Source organism: Castellaniella sp., assembly GCF_034675905.1.
Classification (GTDB): domain Bacteria; phylum Pseudomonadota; class Gammaproteobacteria; order Burkholderiales; family Burkholderiaceae_B; genus Castellaniella.
In genome coordinates this window covers 107,723-130,155 of the sequence record NZ_JAUCCV010000007.1, presented here as the reverse complement: position 1 = coordinate 130,155, position 22,433 = coordinate 107,723, and the positions used below count along the sequence as shown (strand labels likewise).

General features: G+C 64.4%; 20 protein-coding genes. 10 read left to right on the top strand and 10 right to left on the bottom strand.

All coding sequences use genetic code 11. The features are described from left to right. From lnt to miaB, 5 genes are read right to left on the bottom strand one after another with little or no spacing between them, the layout of a single operon-like run. On the bottom strand, positions 1-1,674 hold the full coding sequence (lnt, locus tag VDP79_RS08270; protein WP_323017735.1) for an apolipoprotein N-acyltransferase: 1,674 nt from the start codon (positions 1,672-1,674) through the stop codon (positions 1-3). A gap of 24 nt (positions 1,675-1,698) precedes the next feature. Next, a complete protein-coding gene (locus tag VDP79_RS08265) occupies positions 1,699-2,586 on the bottom strand; it encodes an HlyC/CorC family transporter (RefSeq protein ID WP_323017734.1) in 888 nt (295 codons plus the stop codon). A 53-nt stretch (positions 2,587-2,639) separates the two neighbouring features. Further along, positions 2,640-3,125: an rRNA maturation RNase YbeY gene (ybeY, locus tag VDP79_RS08260; RefSeq protein WP_323017733.1), complete on the bottom strand. Its 486-nt coding sequence runs from the start codon at positions 3,123-3,125 to the stop codon at positions 2,640-2,642. After that, on the bottom strand, positions 3,115-4,134 hold the full coding sequence (locus tag VDP79_RS08255; protein WP_323017732.1) for a PhoH family protein: 1,020 nt from the start codon (positions 4,132-4,134) through the stop codon (positions 3,115-3,117). The genes ybeY and VDP79_RS08255 overlap by 11 nt, the downstream gene beginning before the upstream one ends. Then, on the bottom strand, positions 4,131-5,534 hold the full coding sequence (miaB, locus tag VDP79_RS08250; protein WP_323017774.1) for a tRNA (N6-isopentenyl adenosine(37)-C2)-methylthiotransferase MiaB: 1,404 nt from the start codon (positions 5,532-5,534) through the stop codon (positions 4,131-4,133). Before miaB ends, VDP79_RS08255 begins: the two co-directional genes overlap by 4 nt. A 280-nt stretch (positions 5,535-5,814) precedes the next feature. On the opposite strand from miaB, the gene VDP79_RS08245 reads away from it, so the two are divergent. Next, complete coding sequence (locus VDP79_RS08245) at positions 5,815-6,447, top strand: copper resistance CopC family protein (protein WP_323017731.1); 633 nt, start codon at positions 5,815-5,817, stop codon at positions 6,445-6,447. A gap of 68 nt (positions 6,448-6,515) precedes the next feature. Here VDP79_RS08245 and secF read toward each other — a convergent pair whose 3' ends face one another. The 5 genes from secF to queA form a co-directional block, all read right to left on the bottom strand. Beyond that, entirely contained in the window at positions 6,516-7,451 is a 936-nt protein-coding gene (secF, locus tag VDP79_RS08240) for a protein translocase subunit SecF (RefSeq protein ID WP_323017730.1), read from the bottom strand. Positions 7,452-7,463: 12 nt separating this feature from the next. Further along, positions 7,464-9,335 (bottom strand): protein translocase subunit SecD, encoded by a 1,872-nt coding sequence (gene secD / locus VDP79_RS08235; protein WP_323017729.1) that lies wholly within the window; start codon positions 9,333-9,335, stop codon positions 7,464-7,466. A gap of 67 nt (positions 9,336-9,402) precedes the next feature. After that, the gene (yajC, locus tag VDP79_RS08230) at positions 9,403-9,747 is read right to left on the bottom strand and encodes a preprotein translocase subunit YajC (RefSeq protein WP_323017728.1); all 345 of its coding nucleotides are present in this window, start codon (positions 9,745-9,747) and stop codon (positions 9,403-9,405) included. 94 nt (positions 9,748-9,841) lie between these two features. After that, positions 9,842-10,978, bottom strand: a complete 1,137-nt coding sequence (gene tgt, locus VDP79_RS08225) for a tRNA guanosine(34) transglycosylase Tgt (protein WP_323017727.1) — start codon at positions 10,976-10,978, stop codon at positions 9,842-9,844. Continuing rightward, positions 10,975-12,018 carry a tRNA preQ1(34) S-adenosylmethionine ribosyltransferase-isomerase QueA gene (queA, locus tag VDP79_RS08220; RefSeq protein WP_323017726.1) on the bottom strand — a complete coding sequence of 348 codons (1,044 nt, stop codon included), beginning with the start codon at positions 12,016-12,018 and terminating at the stop codon, positions 10,975-10,977. Before queA ends, tgt begins: the two co-directional genes overlap by 4 nt. A gap of 151 nt (positions 12,019-12,169) precedes the next feature. Here queA and dacB point away from each other — a divergent pair, with 151 nt between their 5' ends. The 9 genes from dacB (at position 12,170) to upp (ending at position 22,414) form a co-directional block, all read left to right on the top strand. Further along, positions 12,170-13,612: a D-alanyl-D-alanine carboxypeptidase/D-alanyl-D-alanine-endopeptidase gene (gene dacB, locus VDP79_RS08215; RefSeq protein WP_323017725.1), complete on the top strand. Its 1,443-nt coding sequence runs from the start codon at positions 12,170-12,172 to the stop codon at positions 13,610-13,612. 218 nt (positions 13,613-13,830) lie between these two features. Next, positions 13,831-16,188, top strand: a complete 2,358-nt coding sequence (locus tag VDP79_RS08210) for a bifunctional salicylyl-CoA 5-hydroxylase/oxidoreductase (protein WP_323017773.1) — start codon at positions 13,831-13,833, stop codon at positions 16,186-16,188. Beyond that, positions 16,185-16,949, top strand: a complete 765-nt coding sequence (locus VDP79_RS08205) for an SDR family NAD(P)-dependent oxidoreductase (protein ID WP_323017724.1) — start codon at positions 16,185-16,187, stop codon at positions 16,947-16,949. The genes VDP79_RS08210 and VDP79_RS08205 overlap by 4 nt, the downstream gene beginning before the upstream one ends. Before the next feature lie 46 nt (positions 16,950-16,995). Continuing rightward, positions 16,996-17,553 carry a MarR family winged helix-turn-helix transcriptional regulator gene (locus VDP79_RS08200; RefSeq protein WP_416233081.1) on the top strand — a complete coding sequence of 186 codons (558 nt, stop codon included), beginning with the start codon at positions 16,996-16,998 and terminating at the stop codon, positions 17,551-17,553. Next, positions 17,546-18,400 carry an enoyl-CoA hydratase family protein gene (locus VDP79_RS08195; protein WP_323017723.1) on the top strand — a complete coding sequence of 285 codons (855 nt, stop codon included), beginning with the start codon at positions 17,546-17,548 and terminating at the stop codon, positions 18,398-18,400. The genes VDP79_RS08200 and VDP79_RS08195 overlap by 8 nt, the downstream gene beginning before the upstream one ends. 2 nt (positions 18,401-18,402) lie before the next feature. After that, positions 18,403-19,578: an acyl-CoA dehydrogenase family protein gene (locus VDP79_RS08190; RefSeq protein WP_323017722.1), complete on the top strand. Its 1,176-nt coding sequence runs from the start codon at positions 18,403-18,405 to the stop codon at positions 19,576-19,578. An 81-nt stretch (positions 19,579-19,659) separates the two neighbouring features. Next, positions 19,660-21,270: a benzoate-CoA ligase family protein gene (locus VDP79_RS08185; RefSeq protein ID WP_323017721.1), complete on the top strand. Its 1,611-nt coding sequence runs from the start codon at positions 19,660-19,662 to the stop codon at positions 21,268-21,270. A gap of 39 nt (positions 21,271-21,309) precedes the next feature. Continuing rightward, positions 21,310-21,702 (top strand): RidA family protein, encoded by a 393-nt coding sequence (locus VDP79_RS08180; RefSeq protein ID WP_323017720.1) that lies wholly within the window; start codon positions 21,310-21,312, stop codon positions 21,700-21,702. A 73-nt stretch (positions 21,703-21,775) separates the two neighbouring features. Continuing rightward, on the top strand, positions 21,776-22,414 hold the full coding sequence (upp, locus tag VDP79_RS08175) for a uracil phosphoribosyltransferase (RefSeq protein WP_323017719.1): 639 nt from the start codon (positions 21,776-21,778) through the stop codon (positions 22,412-22,414). Positions 22,415-22,433: the final 19 nt, after the last annotated feature.

Here is a 22,433-nt window from a genome sequence, read left to right as displayed (position 1 = left end):
TCAGGCGTCGGTGCGGGCGGGCCGCCGGTAGCGCCAGGCCAAGAACAGCCCCAGCAGTACCCAGATCAGGATCGGCAGGTTGCCCCACCGCACGTAGGGGGTCAGGCCTTGGGCGCCCTGGATCTCCACGTCCAGCACTCCGGGAATGGCTGGATCCAGCTGGCCGCGCACCTGACCATTAGGGTCGATGGCGGCAGTCATGCCGGTATTGGTGGCGCGGATGACCGGCCGGGCGGTTTCCAGCGCCCGCATCCGGGCGATCCACAGGTGCTGGCGCAAGGCCCAGGTATCGCCGAACCAGGCCAGATTGCTCAGATTGACCAGAATGTTGGCGCCGGGTGCGCCGTCTTCGCCTGGGGCGACCGCCCTGGCAATTTCTTCGCCGAAGGCATCTTCGTAGCAGATATTCACCGCCAGGGACTGGCCCGCCAGCGATAGCGGCGGCTGGCGCAGCGCCCCCCGGTCGAAATCCCCCAGCGGAATTTGCAGGGCCTGGACGAACCAGCGGAACCCCGGGGGGATGAATTCGCCGAAAGGGACCAGATGGTGTTTGTCGTAGCGCCATTGTCCGGGACTCAGAGGAGGGGCAGAGTCGTCGGGGTGGATGACGGTTGCGCCATTGGTATAGCGATCACCCGTGGCGGTGCGCTCGTGCAGGGGGAGCCCCAGGACCAAGCTGGCGTCCATCTGTCGGGCCAGGTCCAGCCAGGGCTGCCAGATGGCCAGCGGCGCCTGATCCTGGAAGATCGGCATGACGGTTTCGGGCAGGATGATCAGCGCAGGGCGGTCCTGCGCCGTCTTGGCCGTCAGGCCTGCCAGTTGGCGGGCGCGGGCCTGTGTGGCGGGAAAGCTGGCAGGGTCGAATTTTTCCGATTGCGGCGTAGCGGGTTGCACCAAGCGGATCAACAGAGGCTGGCCATGCGTCTGTGACCAGTCGATGTGGGTCCAGGCAATGCCCAGCAGGCCGGTCAGCAGCGTCAGGGCGATCGTGGCGGCCGCGCTGCGATCATACGAGGTGTCCTTGGCGCGGGCCATCAGGGCGATGGACCCAGCGGCGAAGGCAGACAGCCAGGCCACGCCATAGACGCCGATAAAGGGCGCCCAGGCGGCGAACATGCCTTCGGCATGGGCGTAGCCGACGTTCAGCCAGGTGAAACCGGTGAACAAGGTCCCGCGCAGCCATTCGAACAGCGCCCAGGCGCAGGCCCAGGTCGCGGCGTTCAGGATTTGCCGCAGTGCGGTTTGTTCCGGATTTTTATGGGCGGCGCACAGCCACGCGCTCAGGGCGCAGGCGCCGGCCGCATAGAGCGCCATGGCGGCGGCGAACAGCAGCAGCGCGCCGATGGCCAGGGGCAGGGCCAGCCCGCCGAATTGATGCATGCTGATGGTCAGCCAGTACACCCCGATGGTGAACTGCGCCAGTCCGAACAGCCAGCCGTAAGCAGCTGCCTGCCGCGGTCCCGAGGCCCCCCAGACATGGGCGGCCAGAATGGCCAGGCTGGCGATCTGCACGAAAGGCAGACTCCAGGCGGGCAGGGGGCCGGGGGCGAAGCAAAGCGCCTGTATGGCTCCGGCCAGCAGCACCCAGAGCTGGTTGCGCCAGCCGTGCCGATGTGCGGCGGCGGCCTGACTGGCAGGCGCCAGGGATGCGGAAAGCGCGGGGCTGGACGTCATGACAGCGGGCCGCGGAAGGTGGGATCAGGCATCCGGCGCCTGGGCGGTGTCCGGCGCGCCATTCAGGCGCTGGACGTGCAGCCAGCGGGCGCGTTTGCCGTCGGCGCCGACCACGGTAAAGGCCAGGCCCTGACCCTCGAAGCGTTCGCCGCGCCGGGGGATGTGGCCCAATTCAGCTGCCAGCCAGCCGTTCAGGGTGTCGTAGTCCTCGTCGGGCAGGTGGACATCGAAGGCTTCGTTGAAGTCTTCGATTTCGGTGGTGCCCATGGCGCGCCAGCTATTGTCCCCGGTGCGGAAAATGGTCTTGTCGTCTTCGTCGTCGAATTCGTCTTCGATGTCGCCCACGATCTGTTCCAGCACGTCTTCCATCGTCACCAGGCCGCCGATGCCGCCGTGTTCATCGATGACGATGGCCAGGTGGTTGCGGCTCATGCGGAATTCATGCAGCAGCTCGTTCAGGCGCTTGGATTCGGGGATGAATACCGGCGGGCGGATCAGGGCGCGCAGGTCCAGCGCGTGATCCGATAGGGTCAGCAGCAGGTCTTTGGCCAGCAGCACCCCGATGATGTTGTCACGATCGCCCTCGTAGACCGGAAAGCGGGAATGCCCGGTTTCGGTGATCACCGGCATCAGCTCGGTCAGCGGCCGGGATACGTCCAGCAGATCCATGCGCGAACGCGACACCATGATGTCGGCCACGGTCTTGTCGGCGACTTCGAGCGCGCCGGAGATCATGGCATAGGATTCGCCGTCCAGGATGGAATGGTCGTGTGCGGCTTCCAGGACTGCCCGGATACTCTCGCGGTCAGCAGGCGGCGATGGCCGCAGCAGAGCCTTGAGTCGGGAGAACAGGGAAGGATTGGCCGACGGCGTTGGTCGGGGTTCTGAGTCTGAAGAGTGAGGGTCTGGCATTGTCCGAAGGACGAGTCTAGGGATTCTGTAGCATAACCGATAACACGGCGCGCTTAGGCGCCGTCCGTCTGGCGGTAGGGATCAGGAATGCCTTGGGCGGCCAGAATGGCGGTTTCCAGGGCCTCCATGCGCTCGGCCTCGTCGGCCTGAATATGATCGTAACCCAGGGCATGCAGCACCCCGTGAGTGGTCAGATGGGCCGCATGGTGCAGCAAGATCTTGCCCTGTTCGGCGGCTTCGCGCTCCAGTACCGGCAGGCATAGCACGATGTCGCCGCTGATCAGGCCGGACGGGTCCGCCCCATATTCAAACGTCAGCACATTGGTCGCATAGTCGCGTTGCCGCCAGGCGGCGTTCAGGCTGCGGCCTTCTTCGGCATCGACCAGGCGCAGGGTCAGAGCGACGGGCTGGCCGGCGCGGGGGTCCGGGGCGGCCAGGGCCTGTGCCAGAGCGCGGCCCACCCAGCGCCGTAGACGCCAGCGCGGCAGCATCGGGGCGGCGATGGCATATTGCACGCCAAGGGAAAAATCAGGATACATGGTCCCCTGCCTGTTCGTAGGCATCCACGATGCGGGCGACCAGCGGGTGGCGCACGACGTCGCGGCTGGTAAAGCGCGTCTGGGCGATGCCGGAGACGCCGTCCAGCACGTCCAGGGCATGCAGCAGGCCGCTTTGCTGGCCCTTGGGCAGGTCCACCTGGGAAGGGTCGCCGTTGATCACGGCCTTGCTGCCGAAGCCGATGCGCGTCAGAAACATCTTCATCTGTTCCGGGGTCGTGTTCTGGGCTTCGTCCAGGATGATGAAGGCGTGGTTCAGCGTGCGCCCGCGCATGTAGGCCAGCGGCGCGATCTCGATGGTCTGTTTTTCAAAGAAGCGCTGGGTTTTTTCAAAACCCAGCAGGTCGTACAGCGCGTCGTACAGGGGACGCAGATAGGGGTCGACTTTCTGCACCAGGTCGCCGGGCAGAAAGCCCAGGCGTTCGCCGGCTTCCACGGCGGGGCGGGTCAGCACCAGCCTGGAAACGGATTCGCGTTCCAGGGCATCGATGGCGCAGGCCACGGCCAGCCAGGTCTTGCCGGTGCCGGCGGGGCCGACGCCGAAGGTGATGTCGTGCTTGAGGATGGCGTTCAGATAATCGCGCTGGCGCGGGGTGCGAGGCCGCAGATCGGATTTGCGGGTGCGCAGGCTGATGCCGTCTTCGTCCACGGGCGGCAGCTCGGGCAGGTCGGGGCGCGGGGCTGCGTCCCGAACGGGAACCGTGCCGCGGCTGCTCAGTTCAACCAGACCCAGCTGCAGGGCGTCCAGCGACAACGGCGTGTGCGCCGACCGTTCGTGAAACCAGCGCAGCGCCCGGCCGGCCTCGCGGGCCCGGCTGCCGCGCACGCTGAAGCGGTTGCCGCGCCGGCTGATGGTGATGTCATAGGCCTGTGCGATCTGGCGCAGATTTTCGTCCAGCGGGCCGCACAGATTGGCCAGTTGTGTGTTGTCGCCCGCCAATTGAAGCGACAGGGGGCGGTTGCCGGCGGGTTTGGTGCGGGTATCGCTCATGCGCCCGTCCGATCGGTTTCGGTGGTGACGATTTCGCCGCGCAGCGTATTGGTCAGGGCCTGGGTGATGCGCACGTCCACGATCTGGCCGATCAGGCGTGGCTGACCGGCAAAGTTGACGATGCGGTTGTTTTCCGTGCGGCCTTTCATGTCCTGCGGGTCCTTTTTGGAGGGGCCTTCGACCAGCAGGCGCTGGATGCTGCCGACCATGGCCTGGCTGTAGGCGGCGGCCTGCTCATTGATCAGAGTCTGCAGCCGGTGCAGACGGTCCAGCTTGTCGGCCTGGGGGACGGGGTCGTCCAGATCGGCTGCCGGCGTGCCGGGGCGTTTGGAATACACAAACGAAAAGGACTGGTCAAAACCTACATGACGCACCAGATCCAGCGTTTTCTGGAAGTCTTCTTCGGTTTCACCGGGAAAGCCGATGATGAAATCCGAGGAGAGCGTGATGTCGGGCCGTGCGGCTTTCAGGCGCCGGATGATGGATTTGTATTCCAGGGCGGTGTAGCCGCGTTTCATGGCGGCCAGCACGCGGTCGCTGCCTGCCTGCACCGGCAGGTGCAGAAAGGGCACCAGCTTGGGCAAGCGCCCATGCGCCTCGATCAGGCGGGCGGTCATTTCTTTCGGGTGAGACGTGGTGTAGCGGATGCGCTCGATGCCGGGAATATCGTGGACGTAGTCCAGCAGCATGGCGAAGTCGGCAATGTCTCCGGCGTCTCCGACGGGGCCGCGATAGGCATTGACGTTCTGGCCCAGCAGCGTGACTTCGCGCACTCCTTGGTCGGCCAGATCGGCGACTTCGGTCAGCACGTCATCAAAGGGGCGCGAGACTTCCGCCCCCCGGGTGTAGGGCACCACGCAGAAACTGCAGTATTTGCTGCAGCCTTCCATGATGGAGACAAAAGCGGTGGGCCCTTCCATGCGGGCAGGCGGCAGGGCGTCGAATTTCTCGATCAGCGGAAAGGAAATATCCACCTGGGATTTTCCGGTCGCACGGCGGCGGTCGATCAGTTCGGGCAGGCGATGCAGGGTCTGCGGGCCGAACACCACATCGACATACGGGGCGCGGCGCACGATGGCCTCGCCTTCCTGGCTGGCGACACAGCCGCCCACGCCGATCACCAGGTGCGGTTTGGCCTGCTTCAGATGCTGGACTCGGCCCAGGTCGGAAAAGACCTTTTCCTGCGCCTTTTCGCGCACCGAACAGGTGTTGAACAGGATGATGTCCGCGTCATCCGGGGTGTCGGTCAGTTCGACACCTTTGCTCGCGCGCAGGATGTCGACCATTTTTTCGGAATCGTATTCGTTCATCTGGCAGCCGAAGGTGCGGATGAACAATTTTTTGTGCTGGCCGGGTTCCATGGGCTGCAGCAGGCTGGCCAGGGTTTCATCCTGGGCCATGCGCCAGGCCTGGTCTTTCAGGTGGTCTGCGGATTCACGGGAAGCGGGGATGACGCCTGGGCGGCGTGCAGGGGTTTCTTGCATGTCGGATCGCCGGGGCGGGTTTATATCCCGGGGGCGGTAAAGGATGGGTAATCTTCTATTTTACTGCAGGCCGGGTATCCGGATGGGCGTGTCATCCGGGTTTGGGCGGAGGGCGCCGGGAACAGGGCCTTGTGGCCTGCGGCCAAGGTCTGGAAAGGACCTATACTGGCGCACGTTATTCAGCCCCGTCGATGTCGTGAAGTCATTTCTTGCCGCCTGCCTGCTGCTCTGGTCACAGATTGCCTGGGGAGGCCCCGCACTGGTTGCGACGTCCTTGCCGTCGGGCAGCACCCTGGCTCAACCGCCAGCAGAAATATCCCTGGTGTTCAGTGAAGCCGTCAGGATGGCGCGGATCGATCTGGTCGATCCGCAGGGGCTGGCGCAACCTTTGTATGCGATTCGTGATGCCGGCGCAGAATTCCGTGTGCCCGTGCCTCCCGAGGCGGCGTACGGCATCTATGCGCTGAACTGGCAGGTGGAATCCCTGGCCGGCGTCGCGGTATCCGGCACGCTGGGGTATCAAGTGAAGGAGCCCGGCATCCTGGATCGCCTGTGGCCTTCGTCTCCCGTGCCCTTGCGCGACGCCGTGCTATGGCTGGCGATCATCGTCTTGACGGCCGGCGTGGTGTCCCTGCTCTTGTTTCGGCCACAGGCCGTATCGGCGACCTTGGGGCTGACCGGCGCAGGCCTGATGGCGACCGGCTACCAGCTGGATCGCGTGATGGCGTTGTGGGGCTTAGGCGGGGAATGGGGGCTGCCGGCGCTGTGCGCCGGGGCAGCGGCGGTGCTGGGAGTGGCGGCGTTGGGGCGGCGGGCGACTGAGAGGTAAGGCCCTCTGCAGGCCGCTCCGATAAGACAGACGCGGACAGGTCCGCAGGGACCTGTCCGCGTCCTGGCTTATCCCAATTCCACTTCTGTGCCTTCTTTTTTGACGTGTTTGACCAGGTCTTCGCGGCGGATGCCCATCCACATCGCCAGGGCGGCGGCGACGAACACGGACGAATAGATCCCGAACCAGATCCCGATGGTCAGGGCCAGGGAAAAGTTGTGCAGGGTGGGGCCGCCGAAGAAGAACATCGACAGCACCATCATCTGGGTCGAACCGTGCGTGATGATCGTCCGGGAAATGTTCTGCGTGATGGACAGGTTGATGATTTCCCGCACCGAGGCCTTGCGCATCTTGCGGAAATTTTCACGGATCCGGTCCATCACCACCACAGATTCGTTCACCGAGTAGCCCAGCACGGCCAGCACCCCGGCCAGCACCGACAGCGAGAATTCCCACTGGAAGAAGGCGAAAAATCCCAGGATGATCACCACGTCGTGCAGGTTGGCGATGGCGCACGAGGCGGCCAGCTTCCATTCGAAACGCACGGCCAGGTACGCCATGATGCCCACCACCACGAACAGCAGCGCCATCAGGCCGTTGTGCAGCAGTTCCTGGCCCACCTGCGGGCCGACGAATTCGACTCGGCGCAGCTGCACCTCGGCGTGCTGGGCCTGCAGGGCGGACAGCACCGTGCGGCTTTGCGTGGCGGTGTCTTCGTTGGGACGGATCGGCAGGCGGATCATCACGTCCTGTGAGGTGCCGAAGTTCTGCACCTGGAAGTCCTTGTAGCCCAGCGCATCGATGGCGGTGCGGATGTCGCCCACGGGCGCCGTCTGGGCATAGTGGACTTCCATCACCGTGCCGCCGGTGAATTCGATCGACAGGTGAAAGCCGCGTGAAGCGATGAAGAAAACGGCGGCCAGGAATGTCAGCAGGCTGATGATGTTCAGGATCAGCGCATGCCGCATGAACGGGATGGTGCGATGGATGCGGAAAAATTCCATGATGAATCCTGATTAATCTTGCTTGGGTTTCCAGATCTGACCGATCGACACGGTCTTCAGCTTGCGCTTGCGGCCGTAGTACAGATTGGCCAAGGCGCGCACCCCCACCACCGACGAGAACATCGAGGTCAGGATGCCGATGCAGTGAACAACGGCAAAACCGCGTACCGGGCCGGTGCCGAAGGCCAGCAGTGCGACCCCGACAATCAGGCTGGTCAGGTTGGAGTCGAAAATCGTCGCCCAGGCGCGATCAAACCCCAGGTGTATGGCCTGCTGGGGCGGCAGGCCCGCTCGCAGTTCTTCGCGGATCCGTTCGTTGATCAGCACGTTGGCGTCGATGGCCATGCCCAGCGTGAGCGCAATGGCGGCGATGCCGGGCAAGGTCAGCGTGGCCTGCAGCATGGACAGCACGGACAGCAGCAGCAGCACGTTGAAGGACAAGCCCAGCGTCGAGAACATGCCGAACAGATGGTAGTAGGCGATGATGAAGATCGCGATGGCGGTAAAGCCGTACAGCGTCGAATCAAAGCCCTGCTTGATGTTGGCGGCGCCCAGGCTGGGGCCGATGGTGCGTTCTTCGATGATGTGCATCGGCGCAGCCAGAGAGCCGGCGCGCAGCAGCAGGGACACGTCGGCGGCTTCCTGGGCGGTCATGCTGCCGGAAATCTGCACCTGGCCGCCGGGGATTTCGGATCGGATCACCGGCGCGGTCACGACTTCGCCCTTGCCGTTTTCAAACAGCACGATGGCCATGCGTTTGCCGATGTTGTCGCGGGTGATGTCGCGGAAAATGCGCGCTCCCTTGGAATCCAGGGTCAGGTTGACGGTGGGTTCCTGGGTCTGCTGGTCGCGCCCAGGCTGGGCGTCCTGCAGGTTTTCGCCGGTCAGGATGACCTGGCGGCGCAGCAGCAGCGGGCGGCCGTCGCGGTCGGTGTAACGCACCAGACCGAAGGGCACGCGACCCGACTGCAGGGCAGCCATGGACGACGGGGAATCATCCACCATGTGGATTTCCAGCGTGGCGGTGCGGCCCAGGATGTCCTTGGCCTTGGCGACGTCCTGCACCCCGGGCAGCTGGACCACGATGCGATCGCCCCCCTGTTGCTGGATGACGGGTTCGGCCACGCCCAGTTCGTTGATCCGGTTGTGCAGGGTCTGGATGTTCTGCTTCAGGGCGCTGTTCTGCACCTGGGTGATGGCGGTCGGGCTGAGCGTGCCGTCCAGCAGCCAGGCGCCGCCGGATTGGCTGGTCGCAAAAAGCATTTCCGGGATGGCGCGGCGCAAGGCGTCGGCGGCGGCGTCACGTTCGTCCTGGGTGGCGAAGGTCGCCCGCACGGATTGCTGGTTGCGTTCTACGTCTTCGAATTTGAGTTTGGCGTCGCGCAGGGTGGTGCGGGCCTCGCCGGCCATGGAGTCATAGCGGCTGGTCAGGGCGCCTTGCATGTCTACCTGCAGCAGGAAGTGCACGCCGCCGCGCAGATCCAGGCCCAGATACATGGGGTGGGCGCCCAGGGCGGTCAGCCAGTTGGGCGATGCCGACATCAGGTTCAGCGCGACCGTATAGTCCGGATTGCCCGGGTCGGTATTCAGCGCTTTTTCCAGCGCGTCCTTGGCCTGCAGCTGCGTGTCGGTGGATTCGAACCGCAGCCGCACCGAACCCACCGGACCATTCATCTCGAAGGAGCTGGCCGTGGGCTGGATATTGGCTTGCTGCAGAACCTGGTTCGCTTTTTCCAGCGTGTTCTGATCGATCTTGACCGATGTTTTCGCCCCTGCGATCTGGACGGCTGGCGATTCGCCATAAAGATTAGGCAAGGTGTAGAGCACGCCGATCAGGACGGCGGCCAGCACGATGAGGTACTTCCAGAGAGGATAGCGATTCATGGTCGGTCGGGAGGGAAGGCTGAAAAGACCGGGCGCCGCCGATGGGCGGCGCCGGATGGGACCTGGATCAGAGAGACTTGATCGTGCCCTTGGGCAGGACGGACGTCACGGCGCTGCGCTGCACGATGGTCTCGACTGCCTTGTCGCCGGCTTGGGCGATTTCGACCGTCAGGTAGTTGTCGCTGACCTTGCTCAGCTTGCCCAGCAGGCCGCCCGACAGGATGACCTCGTCGCCCTTGGCCAGAGCCGCCACCATTTTCTTGTGATCCTTTTGGCGCTTCATCTGCGGACGGATCATCAGGAAATACAGGATGACGAACATCAGGATGATGGGCAGCATGCTCATCAGCGCATTGGGTTCGCCGCCGGCGGCTTGGGCCGGGATCAGGGTCAGGGTGTCAACGAGGGACATGGGGGCTCCTGGGAAATCAGGGGTTGGATGAGGGGTTTGGATATAAGATTAACTCTTGATTGTAGCGAGATATGGGTCGCCCTGTGCGGCGTCTTTATTCGATGCCCCGCGCCCTGTCGCGCAGAAAGGCCTGGCGCCAGGATTCGAATTGACCCTGTTCGATGGCGTTGCGCATTTCCGTCATCAGGTTCAGGTAGTAATGCAGATTGTGCAGGGTATTCAGCCGGGCGCCGGTAATTTCCCCGACGCGCTGCAGATGGTGCAGGTAGGACCGGGAAAAGTGCTGGCAGGTATGGCAGCCGCAAGCCGGGTCCAGGGGGAGCAGGTCGTCGCGGTAGCGGGCATTGCGGATCTTGATGTCGCCGTAGCGGGTGAACAGCCAGCCGTTGCGGGCGTTGCGGGTGGGCATGACGCAGTCGAACATGTCCACCCCCTGGCGCACACCTTCCACCAGGTCTTCGGGGGTGCCCACGCCCATCAGGTAGCGGGGCGCCTGGGCGGGCATGCGCGGGGCGATATGCGCCAGCACCCGCATCATGTCTTCCTTGGGTTCGCCCACCGACAGGCCGCCGATGGCGTAGCCTTCGAAGCCGATGTCGGTCAGGCCGGCCAGCGATTCGTCGCGCAGGTCTTCGTACATGCCGCCCTGGATGATGCCAAAGAGCGCATTCGGATTATGCAGCTCGTGGAACGCCTGGCGCGAGCGCCGCGCCCAGCGCAGCGACATGCGCATGGAAGCGGCGGCTTCCTCGTGCGTGGCGGGGCGGTCATCGATGCGATAGGGCGTGCATTCGTCCAGCACCATGACGATGTCGGAATTCAGGCTGCGCTGGATGCGCATGGATTCTTCCGGCGACAGGAACTGCCGCGAGCCGTCGATGGGGGATGCGAAGCGCACACCTTCTTCGGTGATCTTGCGCATGCTGTCCAGACTGAAGACCTGGAAACCGCCCGAATCCGTCAGGATCGGCTTGTCCCATTGCATGAAGCCGTGCAGGCCGCCGTGCCGGTCCATGATGTCGGTGCCCGGGCGCAGCCACAGGTGAAAGGTATTGCCCAGTACGATCTGGGCGCCGATGTCGGTCAGCTCGTGCGGCAGCATGGCCTTGACGCTGCCGTAGGTGCCGACGGGCATGAAGATCGGCGTCTGGACGACGCCGTGATTCAGGGTGATGCGACCGCGCCTGGCGGCGCCGTCTGTGTGCAGAAGTTCGAATTGCAATCCGGTCATGGGGTCGGGGCGGCCTCGATGAACATGGCGTCGCCATAGCTGAAGAATCGGTAGCGCGATTGTACGGCGTGCGCGTAGGCGCGCTGGATGGGTTCCATGCCAGCCAGGGCCGAGACCAGCATCAGCAGGGTGGACTGGGGCAGGTGGAAATTGGTGATCAGCGCATCCACAAAGGCAAAGCGGTAGCCGGGGGTGATGAAAATCCGGGTATCGCCTTCGGTGGCGTGTTCGCCATCGCCTTCGCGGGCGGCGGCTTCCAGCGACCGCACGCTGGTCGTGCCCACGGCGATCACCCGTCCGCCCCGGGCGCGGGTGTCGTGGATCTTTTGCAGAGTTTCCGCCGGCACGGCATAGCGTTCAGCGTGCATGACATGGTCGCGGATATGGGTGACGCGCACCGGCTGGAAGGTCCCGGCCCCTACGTGCAGCGTGACGAAAGCCCGGTCGATGCCTTGGGCCTGCAGGCGATCAAGCATGGCCTGGTCGAAGTGCAGACCGGCGGTGGGGGCGGCGACGGCCCCCGGCTGTTCGGCGTACACCGTTTGATAGCGGGACTCGTCGTCGGCGTCGGCCGTATGGGTGATATAGGGTGGCAAGGGAACGCTGCCATGCTGATCCAGCAGATCCAGCACGGGGGCGGGGAAAGCCAACTCAAAGAGCTCATCCTGGCGGCCCAGCACTTCGGCTTCAAAGGCGCCGTCGGCCAGCAGCAGGCGGGCGCCGGGGCGCGGGGATTTGCTGGCGCGCACGTGCGCCAGGGCGCGTTGCGGGTCCAGGATGCGCTCTACCAGGACTTCCACCTGTCCTCCGCTGGCCTTGTGGCCGCGCAGGCGCGCCTTGATGACGCGCGTGTTGTTGAAGACCAGCAGATCGCCGGCGCGCAGCAGGCCGGGCAGATCCGTGAATTGCCGGTCGTGCAGTGCGCCGCCGTCATCCAGGTGCAGCAATCGGCTGGCATCGCGCCGTTCGGCGGGGTGCTGGGCGATCAGTTCGGGAGGCAGGTCGTAGTCGAAGTCGGAGAGGTCCAGTTCTGGGGTCACGAATGTATCAGGCGCTTACAGGAGGAAAGGAAAATTGGCCCGTATTTTAGTCCCATCCCTCTTTGGATTATGCTGACGCTTTTTGTCGGGTGGCGGCATGGGTCAGGCACAGCAACAGGATTACAGACGGTTCCTTCCATTGGGCCGCCGCTTGGCCCGCGCAAAGCACGGCGGGGCGCGCCTGGTGCACGCCTTGCTGGCCGCCGGGCTGTTGGCCGGTGCGGCCGCCAGCGTGTCGGCCCAGGCCCTGCCGCCCGAATTGCAGAAAGCCTGGAAGGCCACCAAATTGCCGGACTCCGCTTTGTCGCTGGAAATCCGTGAGGCGGGCGGTCCGGTGATCAGCCGCATCCAGGCCGATGTGCCGCGCAATCCGGCATCGGTCATGAAAACGGTCACCACCTGGTCCGCGCTGTCGGTGCTGGGACCCGACTATGTCTGGCGGACCCAGTTCCTGGCAGGCGCCGGCGCCCGGGTCGATGCGCAGGGCACTTTGCAAGGGCCTTTGTACATCAAGGCGGCGGGCGACCCCTGGTTCACGGTCGAAGACCTGTGGAACGTGCTGCGCGAGCTGCGTCTGCGCGGCATCAAGAACCTGACGGATGTGGTCGTGGACCGCAGCCTGTTTGGTCAGGTCGGCATCGATCCGGGGGATTTCGACGATTCGCCCGATCGTCCGTACAACGCCAGCCCCGATGCCATGATGGTCGGCTTTGGTGCGACCCGCATCCTGTTCCAGCCGGACGGGGCCAACCGCCAATGGGTCCCCATCATTGATCCGCCGACCCCCGGCGTGCGCGTCGAGGGGCGTCTGGAATGGCAGGACGGGCAGTGTCGGCCCGCCAGCAATTTCGCCGCCGATGCCCTGGTGCAGGGGCAGGCGACGACGATTCGCCTGACGGGCAAAGCCTGGGGCAGCTGCGGTGAATTCAGTCTGTACCGCCTGGCCGGTTCGCAGACGGATCATTTCGAGGCGCTGTTCAGGATGCTGTGGCGCGAATTGGGTGGCACTCTGGGACGCGGGTTTACGCAGGGCCGCGTACCCGCGCAGGCCGACGTGCTGGCTTGGCATGACTCCCCCATGCTGTCCGACGTCATTCGCCAGATCAACAAGCACAGCAACAACGTCATGGCCCGCATGACCTTGCTGACGCTGGGAGCGGACATGAACGGCCCGGGCGCCACACCCGAATCGGCAGGCCGCGCCGTGCAGCAGGTCCTGAAAAACCAGCAGGTCGATACCAGTGGTTGGGTGCTGGACAATGGCTCGGGCCTGTCGCGCCAAGGGCGGGTGACGGCGCGAGGGCTGGCGCAGATGCTGGATGTGGCCTGGCGTTCACCCCTGATGCCGGAATTCGTGTCTTCGCTGGCGATTTCGGGAATGGATGGTACGGTGCGCCGCCGTTTGCGGTCCGACGATACGCGCGGTCAGGCGCATTTGAAGACCGGCACCCTGAAGGATTCCCGCGCCCTGGCGGGCTATGTGCGGGGCGCCAGCGGCAAGCGCTACATCCTCGTCAGCCTGGTCAATCATCCGGGGGCGGCCGCCGTGCGGCCCTTTGACGACGCGGTGGTGCGCTGGCTGGCCAGCCGCTGAACCGTGTGCGGGGATGACCCGCGCACCCCTGGTTTCCCTGTTGTGTGTAGGCCCTGCGCCCTGCTCTGCGAGCAGGGCGCTTTGGCGTGCGCGGCTGTCTTTTGATGACGATGCAATTGACACAAAATTAGTTTACTTTTAAATTAACGGAAACTAAATTAATTTCGATATGCCGGGCGGGATCTCCCATCGGCGTGTCGGGCACCAGGAGACGGATGATGAAGATCGTGTGTATCGGCGGCGGACCGGCAGGCCTGTATCTGGCGCTGCTGATGAAAAAGCTGGATCCGGCCCATGACGTGACGGTGGTCGAGCGCAATCGCGCCTACGACACCTTTGGCTGGGGCGTGGTGTTTTCGGACACCACCATGGATAATATGCGCCAGTGGGATACCGAAACCGCCGATGAAATCCAGGCCGCCTTCAATCACTGGGACGATATCGAGCTGTTGTTCAAAGGACGCAGCATCCGCTCGGGCGGGCACGGTTTCGTGGGAATCGGCCGCAAAAAACTGCTGAACATCCTGCAGGCCCGCTGTGAACGGCTGGGGGTCCAGCTGGTATTCGAAACCGATGTCCAGTCCGATACCGACTATCCCGACGCCGATCTGATCATTGCCGCCGACGGGGTCAATTCCCGCATCCGCAAGCAATACGAATCCGTCTTTCAGCCGGATATCGTCACCCGGCCCAATCGCTATATCTGGCTGGGAACGCATCGCCAGTACGACGCCTTCACCTTTGATTTCCAGCGCACCGAACATGGCTGGTTCCAGGCGCACATCTATAAGTTCGACGACAGCACGTCCACCTTCATTGTCGAAACCACGGAAGACACCTGGCAGGCGCATGGCCTGGACCAGGCAGACCAGAACCAGTCCATCGCATTCTGCGAACAGCTGTTTGCCGATAACCTGCAGGGCGCGCCGCTGATTTCCAATGCGCGGCACCTGCGCGGTTCGGCCTGGCTGAATTTCCAGCGGGTGGTGTGCGAACACTGGTGGCTGCGCAACGAACACGGCAGTCATGTCGTGCTGATGGGCGATGCCGTGCATACGGCGCACTTTGCCATCGGTTCGGGGACCAAGCTGGCGATTGAAGACGCCATCGAACTCACCCGCCAGTTCACCTTGCTGGGCGACACCCCCGCGCATATTCCCCAGGTGCTGGAGGCCTACCAGGAAGCTCGCCGGATCGAAACCCTGCGGCTGCAGAATGCCGCCTGGAATGCCATGGAATGGTTCGAGGTCTGCGGCCAGCGCTACTGCGACCAGCTGGAACCGGAACAATTCATGTATTCCATGCTGACGCGCAGCCAGCGCATCAGTCATGAAAATCTGCGGCTGCGCGATCAGCGCTGGCTGGAAGGCTACGAGCGCTGGTTTGCGCGGCGCGATGGCGTGGCGGTGTCCGATGACCAGACCCCGCCGCCGCCCATGTTCACGCCGTATGCCGTGCGCGGTCTGCGCCTGAAGAATCGCGTGGTGGTCTCGCCCATGGCGCAATATTCCGCCGAAGACGGCCTAGTGGGCGACTTTCATCTGGTGCACTTGGGCGCACGCGCCCTGGGCGGCGCGGGGCTGGTGTTTGCCGAGATGGCCTGCGTCAGCGCCGAAGGCCGTATTACGCCGGGCTGCCCGGGGCTGTACCGGCCCGATCATACGGCGGCGTTCAAGCGCATTGCCGACTGGATACACGCCAATACCGACGCCTGCTTCGGCCTGCAGATCGGGCATGCGGGACCCAAGGCCTCGACACGCCGGGCCTGGGAAGGCACCGATCTGCCCTTGCCCGCAGGCAATTGGCCCATTCTGTCGGCGTCGCCGCAGCAGTATCTGGAAGGCGTCAGCCAGATCGCCCGCGAAATGACGCGCCAGGACATGGATACCGTCCGGGATCAGTTCCTGGCGTCGACCCGCGCCGCCATCGAGATCGGCGCCGATTGGCTGGAACTGCACTGCGCCCACGGTTATCTGCTGTCGGCCTTTATTTCGCCGCTGACCAACCATCGGGCCGACGAGTACGGCGGGACGCTGGCCAAGCGGCTGCGCTATCCCCTGGAAATCTTCACGGTGATGCGGGCCATCTGGCCACAGGACAAACCCATGTCGGTACGCATTTCCGCCACGGATTGGGTGGACGGCGGCACCACGGCGCAAGATGCAGTGGATATCGCCAAAGCTTTCAAGGATGCCGGCGCGGATCTGATCGACTGTTCTTCCGGTCAGGTCAGCAAACAGGAGCAACCGGTGTTCGGCCGCATGTACCAGACTCCCTTGGCCGACCGCATCCGCCAGGAAGCCGGGGTGGCGACGATTGCGGTGGGCGCCATCAGCGAAGCCGATCACGTCAACAGCATCCTGGCGGCGGGCCGCGCCGATCTGTGCGCCATCGCCCGCCCGCATCTGGCCAATCCGGCCTGGACGCTGACCGAGGCAGCCAAGATCGGCTACACCGATCTGGCTTGGCCGCGCCAGTACTTCCAGGGCAAACGCCAGATGGAAAGCCTGTTCCAGCGCGAACATGCCGCCCAGGAACAGGCCTTGCGCCACGCTGCCGGCAAGGCCTCGCTATGAACATGAACGATCAGCATGCGCTGGTGACCGGCGGGGCGCGGGGCATCGGGGCCGCCATCACGCAGCGCTTGCGGGCGCAAGGTTGCCGGGTCACCGTCCTGAGCCGCAGCGCCGCGTCGGGCCAGGCGTTGGCGGCGCAGGACCCGGATGGCATCTGCGCCGTGACGGCGGATGTGTCCGACAGCACGCAACTGGAACAGGCGCTGGCTCAGGCCAGGGCCCGGTTTGGCCCGATCCATTTGCTGGTGAATAACGCCGGTCAGGCGGAAAGCGCCGCATTTCTGAAGATGGACATGGCCTTGTGGCAGCGCATGCTGGACGTCAATCTGACGGGCACGATGTTGTGCGCCCAGGCGGTGCTGCCCGATATGCTGCAGGCCGGCTGGGGCCGCGTCGTCAATGTGGCCAGCACGGCGGGGCAGACAGGCTATGCCTATGTGTCGGCCTATTGCGCGGCCAAGCATGGCGTCATCGGCCTGACCCGGTCGCTGGCGCGCGAACTGGCTGCCACCGGCGTGACGGTCAATGCAGTGTGCCCCGGCTATACCGATACCGATATCGTGCGCGACAGCATCGCCCGCATTGTGGCGCGCACGGGCCGTAGTGAATCCGACGCCCGCGCCGCACTCGTCAAATCCAATCCCCAGGGGCGGCTGGTCGATCCCGCCGAGGTGGCGGATGCCGTGGCCTGGCTGTGCAGCGCAGGGGCGGCAGCCGTGACCGGGCAGACGATCTCGGTCAGCGGCGGCGAAGTGATGTAAAGGAGCATGATCCGTGAATACTCTGGCTAAACAGCATCAGCAGATGATGCAGTCCCTGGGCGACGAGCATATCGGTCTGGAGGCCCGCGTACAGGCCGACGATCATCTGGATACCCGGATCTGGCTGCGGCTGCTGGCCTGCTCCAACCAGATCGAACAGCAGATCCGCAAATTGCTGCGCACGCGCATCGCGACCAGTCTGCGGCGTTTCGACTATATGGCCCAGCTCGACCGCCATCCGGAAGGCCTGCGCATGAAAGTGCTGTCGGGCTATCTGATGGTGACGGGCGGCAATGTCACCGGCCTGACCGACGAACTGGTCAAAGACGGTTTGGTGCAGCGCGTGGAAGACCCCGAGGACCGTCGTTCTTTTTTCGTCAGCCTGACCCCGCAGGGGCGCGAGCAATTCGCCGTCATGGCGGTGGAGCATGAAAAATGGCTGACGGAAATGTTCCGGGGCTTGCCGCTCGAGAGCAAGGAAACCCTGTACGCCTTGTTGGGTCAGCTGCGTGTGCATCTGGCCCGGCGACAGCCCGAACTGGAGGCGGCTGCCGCCACGGCCAAAAAGACCGCCCGACCGGCGCGAAGGAAAGCTCATGACTGAATCCACGATCGACCCTGGCCTGCTGGCCGGCAACCGCCGGCCGCTGGCATCCTACCAGGCGCGTCATTTTCTGTGGGATGTGCAAGACGGCGTCGCCACCATTACCTTGAACCGCCCGGAACGCAAGAACCCGCTGACCTTCGACAGCTATGCCGAATTGCGGGACCTGTTCCATCAACTGCAGTGGGCCGATGATGTACGCACGGTCGTGCTGGTCGGGGCGGGGGACAATTTCTGTTCCGGCGGCGACGTCCATGAAATCATCGGGCCGCTGGTCCGCCTGAAAGCGCCGGAATTGTTGATGTTCACCCGCATGACCGGCGACCTCGTCAAGGCCATGCGGACGTGTCCGCAGCCTATCGTGGCGGCGGTGGACGGGGTCTGCGCGGGCGCCGGGGCCATCCTGACGATGGCGTCCGATCTGCGCCTGGGCACGGTCCGCAGCAAGACCGCCTTCCTGTTCAATCGGGTCGGCCTGGCGGGCTGCGACATGGGGGCGTGCGCCATGCTGCCGCGCATCGTGGGACAGGGGCGGGCCAGCGAATTGCTGTATACGGGCCGCAGCCTGGGCGGCGAGGAGGGCGAGCGCTGGGGCTTTTTCAATCGCCTGTGCGAGCCCGATGCCCTGTTGGCGGATGCCCAGGCGCTGGCAGCGCAGCTGGCGCAAGGTCCCAGTTTCGCCAACGGCATCACCAAGACCATGCTGCATCAGGAATGGGCCATGACCATCGAGCAGGCGATCGAGGCCGAAGCCCAGGCCCAGGCGATCTGCATGCTGACGCAGGATTTTTCCCGCGCCTACCACGCCTTCGTGGACAAGCAGAAACCTCGATTCCAGGGGGATTGATCATGGCCGACAACGCCTATCTGGATTGGCCTTTTTTCGAGCCGCGCCATCGTGATCTGGCGCTGGCGCTGGATGCCTGGGCGGCGCAGCACATCGCACCCGTGCACAGCCGCGCGGTGGATCAGGCTTGCCGCGATCTGGTGCAGGCCTTGGGCGCCGCCGGCTGGCTGCGGCATGCCGTGGCCGGCACGGCGGACGGCGGCGCAGGCGATGCCATCGATACCCGGGCCATCTGCCTGATCCGTGAAACCTTGGCGCGTCATTCCGGTCTGGCGGACTTTGCCTTTGCCATGCAGGGGCTGGGTTCGGGGGCGATTTCCCTGGAAGGCACGCCCGAGCAGCGTCGGCGCTACCTGCCGCGCGTGGTGCAGGGAGCAGCGATCGCCGCCTTTGCCTTGTCCGAGCCGGATGCCGGTTCGGATGTGGCCGCCCTGTCCTGCACGGCGCGGGCAGAGGGCGATCATTATGTGCTGAACGGGGAAAAGACCTGGATTTCCAACGGCGGCATTGCGGATTTCTATGTGCTCTTCGCTCGTACCGGCGAAGCCCCCGGCGCCCGGGGGATTTCCGCCTTTATCGTGGATGCCGGGACGCCGGGTTTTGAGATCGCCGAACGCATCGAGATCATCGCCCCGCATCCGCTGGCCCGGCTGCGCTTCACCGATTGCCGCATCCCGGCCAGTCAGCGCCTGGGCGCGGCGGGCCAGGGCTTCAAGCTGGCGATGCGCACCCTGGATGTGTTCCGCACGTCCGTGGCGGCGGCGGCCCTGGGCTTTGCCCGTCGGGCGCTGGACGAAGCGCTGAACCGGGCTGTCACGCGGCGCATGTTTCAGGGCGTGCTGGCCGACTTTCAGCTCAGCCAGGCCAAACTGGCGCAGATGGCCACCGCCATCGACAGCGCGGCGCTGCTGACTTACCGCGCCGCCTGGTTGCGCGATCAGGGGCGCACGGTGACGCGCGAAGCCGCCATGGCCAAGATGACGGCCACGGAAAACGCCCAGCAGGTCATCGACGCCGCCGTGCAGCTGTTCGGCGGCCTGGGTGTGGTCAGTGATCAGCCGGTCGAACGCCTGTACCGGGAGATCCGTGCCTTGCGAATCTACGAAGGGGCCACCGAGGTGCAGCAGCTGATCATCGCCCGCGAACTGTTGAAAACCGTGCAGACGCCGCCTGGATAAGACGCCCGCCTGGAAACGCCGCAAGAGGGCTCCAAGGCCCCGGCAAGCACAAGAGATAAGCCGTCATCAGGAGACAAGACCATGAGCAGTGCCCACCAGGATACCTTCGCGCGCGACCATCTGCCGCCCGTGGATCAACAACCTGAATTTCTTTTCGATCTTCCCGAACTGCAGTTCCCCGAGCAGCTGAACTGCGCCACTGAGTTGCTGGACCGGCACGTGCGCGAAGGCCGGGGGGACCGCCTGTGCATCCGCGCGCCCGGTCTCAGTTGGACCTATGCCGACCTGCAGGACAAGGCCAACCGGATCGCCAATGTGCTGGTGCATGACATGGGGCTGGCGCCGGGCAACCGTGTGCTGCTGCGGGCGCCCAACAATCCCATGCTGGCGGCCTGCTGGTTTGCCGTCATCAAGGCGGGCGGCATCGCCGTGGCCACCATGCCGCTGCTGCGGGCCAAGGAACTGAAAGCCATCATCGACATCGGGCAGGTCTCGCATGCCTTGTGCGATGCCGCCCTATTCGAGGAAATGGCGTTGGCGGCCCAGGAGCAGCCGGTTCTGCGGCAGATCCGGCACTTCAACCATACCGGGCCTGACGGTCTGGAAGCCCTGATGCAGCGCGCCTCCCCCGATTTCGACAATGTAGCGACGGCGGCGGACGACACCTGCATCCTGGGGTTTACGTCGGGCACGACCGGTGTGCCCAAGGCGACCATGCACTACCACCGGGACGTCATGGCGATCTGCCTGTGCTGGCCCCGGCATGTGCTGCACCCCGTTGCAGACGATGTCTTCATGGGCAGCCCGCCGTTGGCATTCACCTTCGGGTTGGGCGGGCTGCTGCTGTTTCCCCTGTCTGTCGGCGCATCGACCGTCCTGCTGGAAAAGGCCAGCCCGCCGCAATTGCTGGAAGCCATCCAGACGTTCGGCGCGACGGTGTTGTTCACGGCGCCGACCTCGTATCGGACCCTGGCGGTGCGCGGCACGGAATTGCGCCGCTCGGCCTTGCGCAAATGCGTATCGGCGGGCGAAGCCCTGCCGGCGTCGACCCGGGCTGCCTGGAAAGAAGCCACCGGCATCGAGCTGATCGATGGCATCGGCTCCACCGAAATGCTGCACATCTTCATTTCCCATGACGAGGCCCATGCGCGCCCCGGTGCGACCGGCACGCCGGTACCCGGCTATCAAGCCAAAATCGTGGATGAGTCAGGCCAGGAAGTGCCGCCCGGCGCCATCGGACGTCTGGCGGTGCGGGGGCCGACGGGCTGCCGCTATCTGAATGACGAGCGGCAGCGCAAGTATGTGCAGAACGGCTGGAATCTGACGGGCGACGCCTATGTGATGGATGCCGACGGCTATTTCTGCTATCAGGCGCGCACCGACGACATGATCATCTCGTCGGGCTACAACATCGCCGCGCCTGACGTCGAAGACGCGCTGATGCAGCACCCGGCGGTGGCCGAGTGCGCGGTCATCGGCGTGCCCGATCACGACCGCGGCCAACTGGTCAAGGCATTCGTCGTGTTGCGGCCCGGGCAGACGGCGGGGGAAGACATGAAGAAAACCCTGCAGGATTTCGTCAAGGCCAGCATCGCCCCCTACAAATATCCGCGCGCTCTGGATTTCGTGGACGCTTTGCCGCGCACTCAGACCGGCAAGCTGCAGCGCTTCAAGCTGCACGAGCCCGCCTGATCCGTCCCTTCTCATGGTTTCTTGAATCAAGGAGTTCTCATGCAAGTTCTACTTCCCCCGGATTGGCCCCGGCCCAAGGGATATGCCAATGGCGTGTCCGTGCGCGGTCGCCAGATTTTCGTGGCCGGCATGATAGGCTGGGATGCCCACGGGGTGTTTCATACGGATGATGTGGCCGGTCAGGTGCGCCAGGCGCTGCAGAATATCGTCGAGGTGCTGGCCGAGGGCGGCGCCAAACCCGAACACATCGTGCGCATGACCTGGTACGTGACGGACAAACAGGAATATGTGGCCGCCTATCCCGAAATCGGCAAGGCCTTTCGCGAGCTGATCGGCAGTTTCAATGCCGCCATGACGGCGGTGCAGGTCGCCGCTCTGATCGAGGACCGGGCCAAGGTCGAGATCGAGGTTACGGCGGTGATTCCGGATTGAATGCGCGACGGTGCGTGGCGGTTTGCAGTGGGGGTACACTGCAGGCCGACACCTCTTTGCCGACTGAGCCGCCATGCCCATCCATCAAATCCACCATCCTCTGATCCGCCACAAACTGGGCCTGATGCGCCGCGCCGATCTCAGCACCAAGAATTTCCGTGAAATGGCGCAGGAAATCGGCGCTTTGCTGACCTACGAGGCCACCAAGGATCTGCCCCTGGAACCGGCTCGCATCACCGGCTGGGCGGGTGAACTGGACGTGGAAAAACTGGCCGGGAAAAAAGTGACGGTCGTGCCCATTCTGCGCGCCGGCATCGGCATGCTGGACGGCGTGCTCAGCCTGATCCCAGGGGCCAAGGTCAGCGCCGTGGGCATTGCCCGCAACGAGGAAACCCTGCAGGCGCAGCCCTATTTGGAAAAACTGGTCGGCCAGCTGGACCAACGCTTGGCGCTGATCGTCGACCCCATGCTGGCGACGGGCGGTTCGATGGTGGCTGCCATCGATATGCTGAAGCAGGCCGGCAGCCGCAATGTGCGTGCGCTGGTGCTGGTGGCAGCGCCCGAGGGCATCGCCGCCGTCGAACGCGCTCATCCGGATGTACACATCTATACGGCTTCCATCGATAGTCATCTGAACGAGGATGGCTACATCATTCCAGGCCTTGGGGATGCGGGCGACCGTATTTTCGGTACGCGGCAAAAGACCGAATAGGCCGCGTGTTTGCGCACGT

Coding starts and splice junctions, on each gene's coding strand:
- yajC (WP_323017728.1), bottom strand. CDS start 9,747: ATGTCCCTCGTTGACACCCTGACCCTGATCCCGGCCCAAGCCGCCGGC.
- tgt (WP_323017727.1), bottom strand. CDS start 10,978: ATGACCGGATTGCAATTCGAACTTCTGCACACAGACGGCGCCGCCAGG.
- secF (WP_323017730.1), bottom strand. CDS start 7,451: ATGGAATTTTTCCGCATCCATCGCACCATCCCGTTCATGCGGCATGCG.
- upp (WP_323017719.1), top strand. CDS start 21,776: ATGCCCATCCATCAAATCCACCATCCTCTGATCCGCCACAAACTGGGC.
- VDP79_RS08190 (WP_323017722.1), top strand. CDS start 18,403: ATGGCCGACAACGCCTATCTGGATTGGCCTTTTTTCGAGCCGCGCCAT.
- VDP79_RS08180 (WP_323017720.1), top strand. CDS start 21,310: ATGCAAGTTCTACTTCCCCCGGATTGGCCCCGGCCCAAGGGATATGCC.
- miaB (WP_323017774.1), bottom strand. CDS start 5,534: ATGGCCCAGGATGAAACCCTGGCCAGCCTGCTGCAGCCCATGGAACCC.
- VDP79_RS08265 (WP_323017734.1), bottom strand. CDS start 2,586: ATGCCAGACCCTCACTCTTCAGACTCAGAACCCCGACCAACGCCGTCG.
- VDP79_RS08205 (WP_323017724.1), top strand. CDS start 16,185: ATGAACATGAACGATCAGCATGCGCTGGTGACCGGCGGGGCGCGGGGC.
- VDP79_RS08210 (WP_323017773.1), top strand. CDS start 13,831: ATGAAGATCGTGTGTATCGGCGGCGGACCGGCAGGCCTGTATCTGGCG.
- ybeY (WP_323017733.1), bottom strand. CDS start 3,125: ATGTATCCTGATTTTTCCCTTGGCGTGCAATATGCCATCGCCGCCCCG.
- VDP79_RS08200 (WP_416233081.1), top strand. CDS start 16,996: ATGCAGTCCCTGGGCGACGAGCATATCGGTCTGGAGGCCCGCGTACAG.
- VDP79_RS08195 (WP_323017723.1), top strand. CDS start 17,546: ATGACTGAATCCACGATCGACCCTGGCCTGCTGGCCGGCAACCGCCGG.
- lnt (WP_323017735.1), bottom strand. CDS start 1,674: ATGACGTCCAGCCCCGCGCTTTCCGCATCCCTGGCGCCTGCCAGTCAG.
- VDP79_RS08185 (WP_323017721.1), top strand. CDS start 19,660: ATGAGCAGTGCCCACCAGGATACCTTCGCGCGCGACCATCTGCCGCCC.
- secD (WP_323017729.1), bottom strand. CDS start 9,335: ATGAATCGCTATCCTCTCTGGAAGTACCTCATCGTGCTGGCCGCCGTC.
- VDP79_RS08255 (WP_323017732.1), bottom strand. CDS start 4,134: ATGAGCGATACCCGCACCAAACCCGCCGGCAACCGCCCCCTGTCGCTT.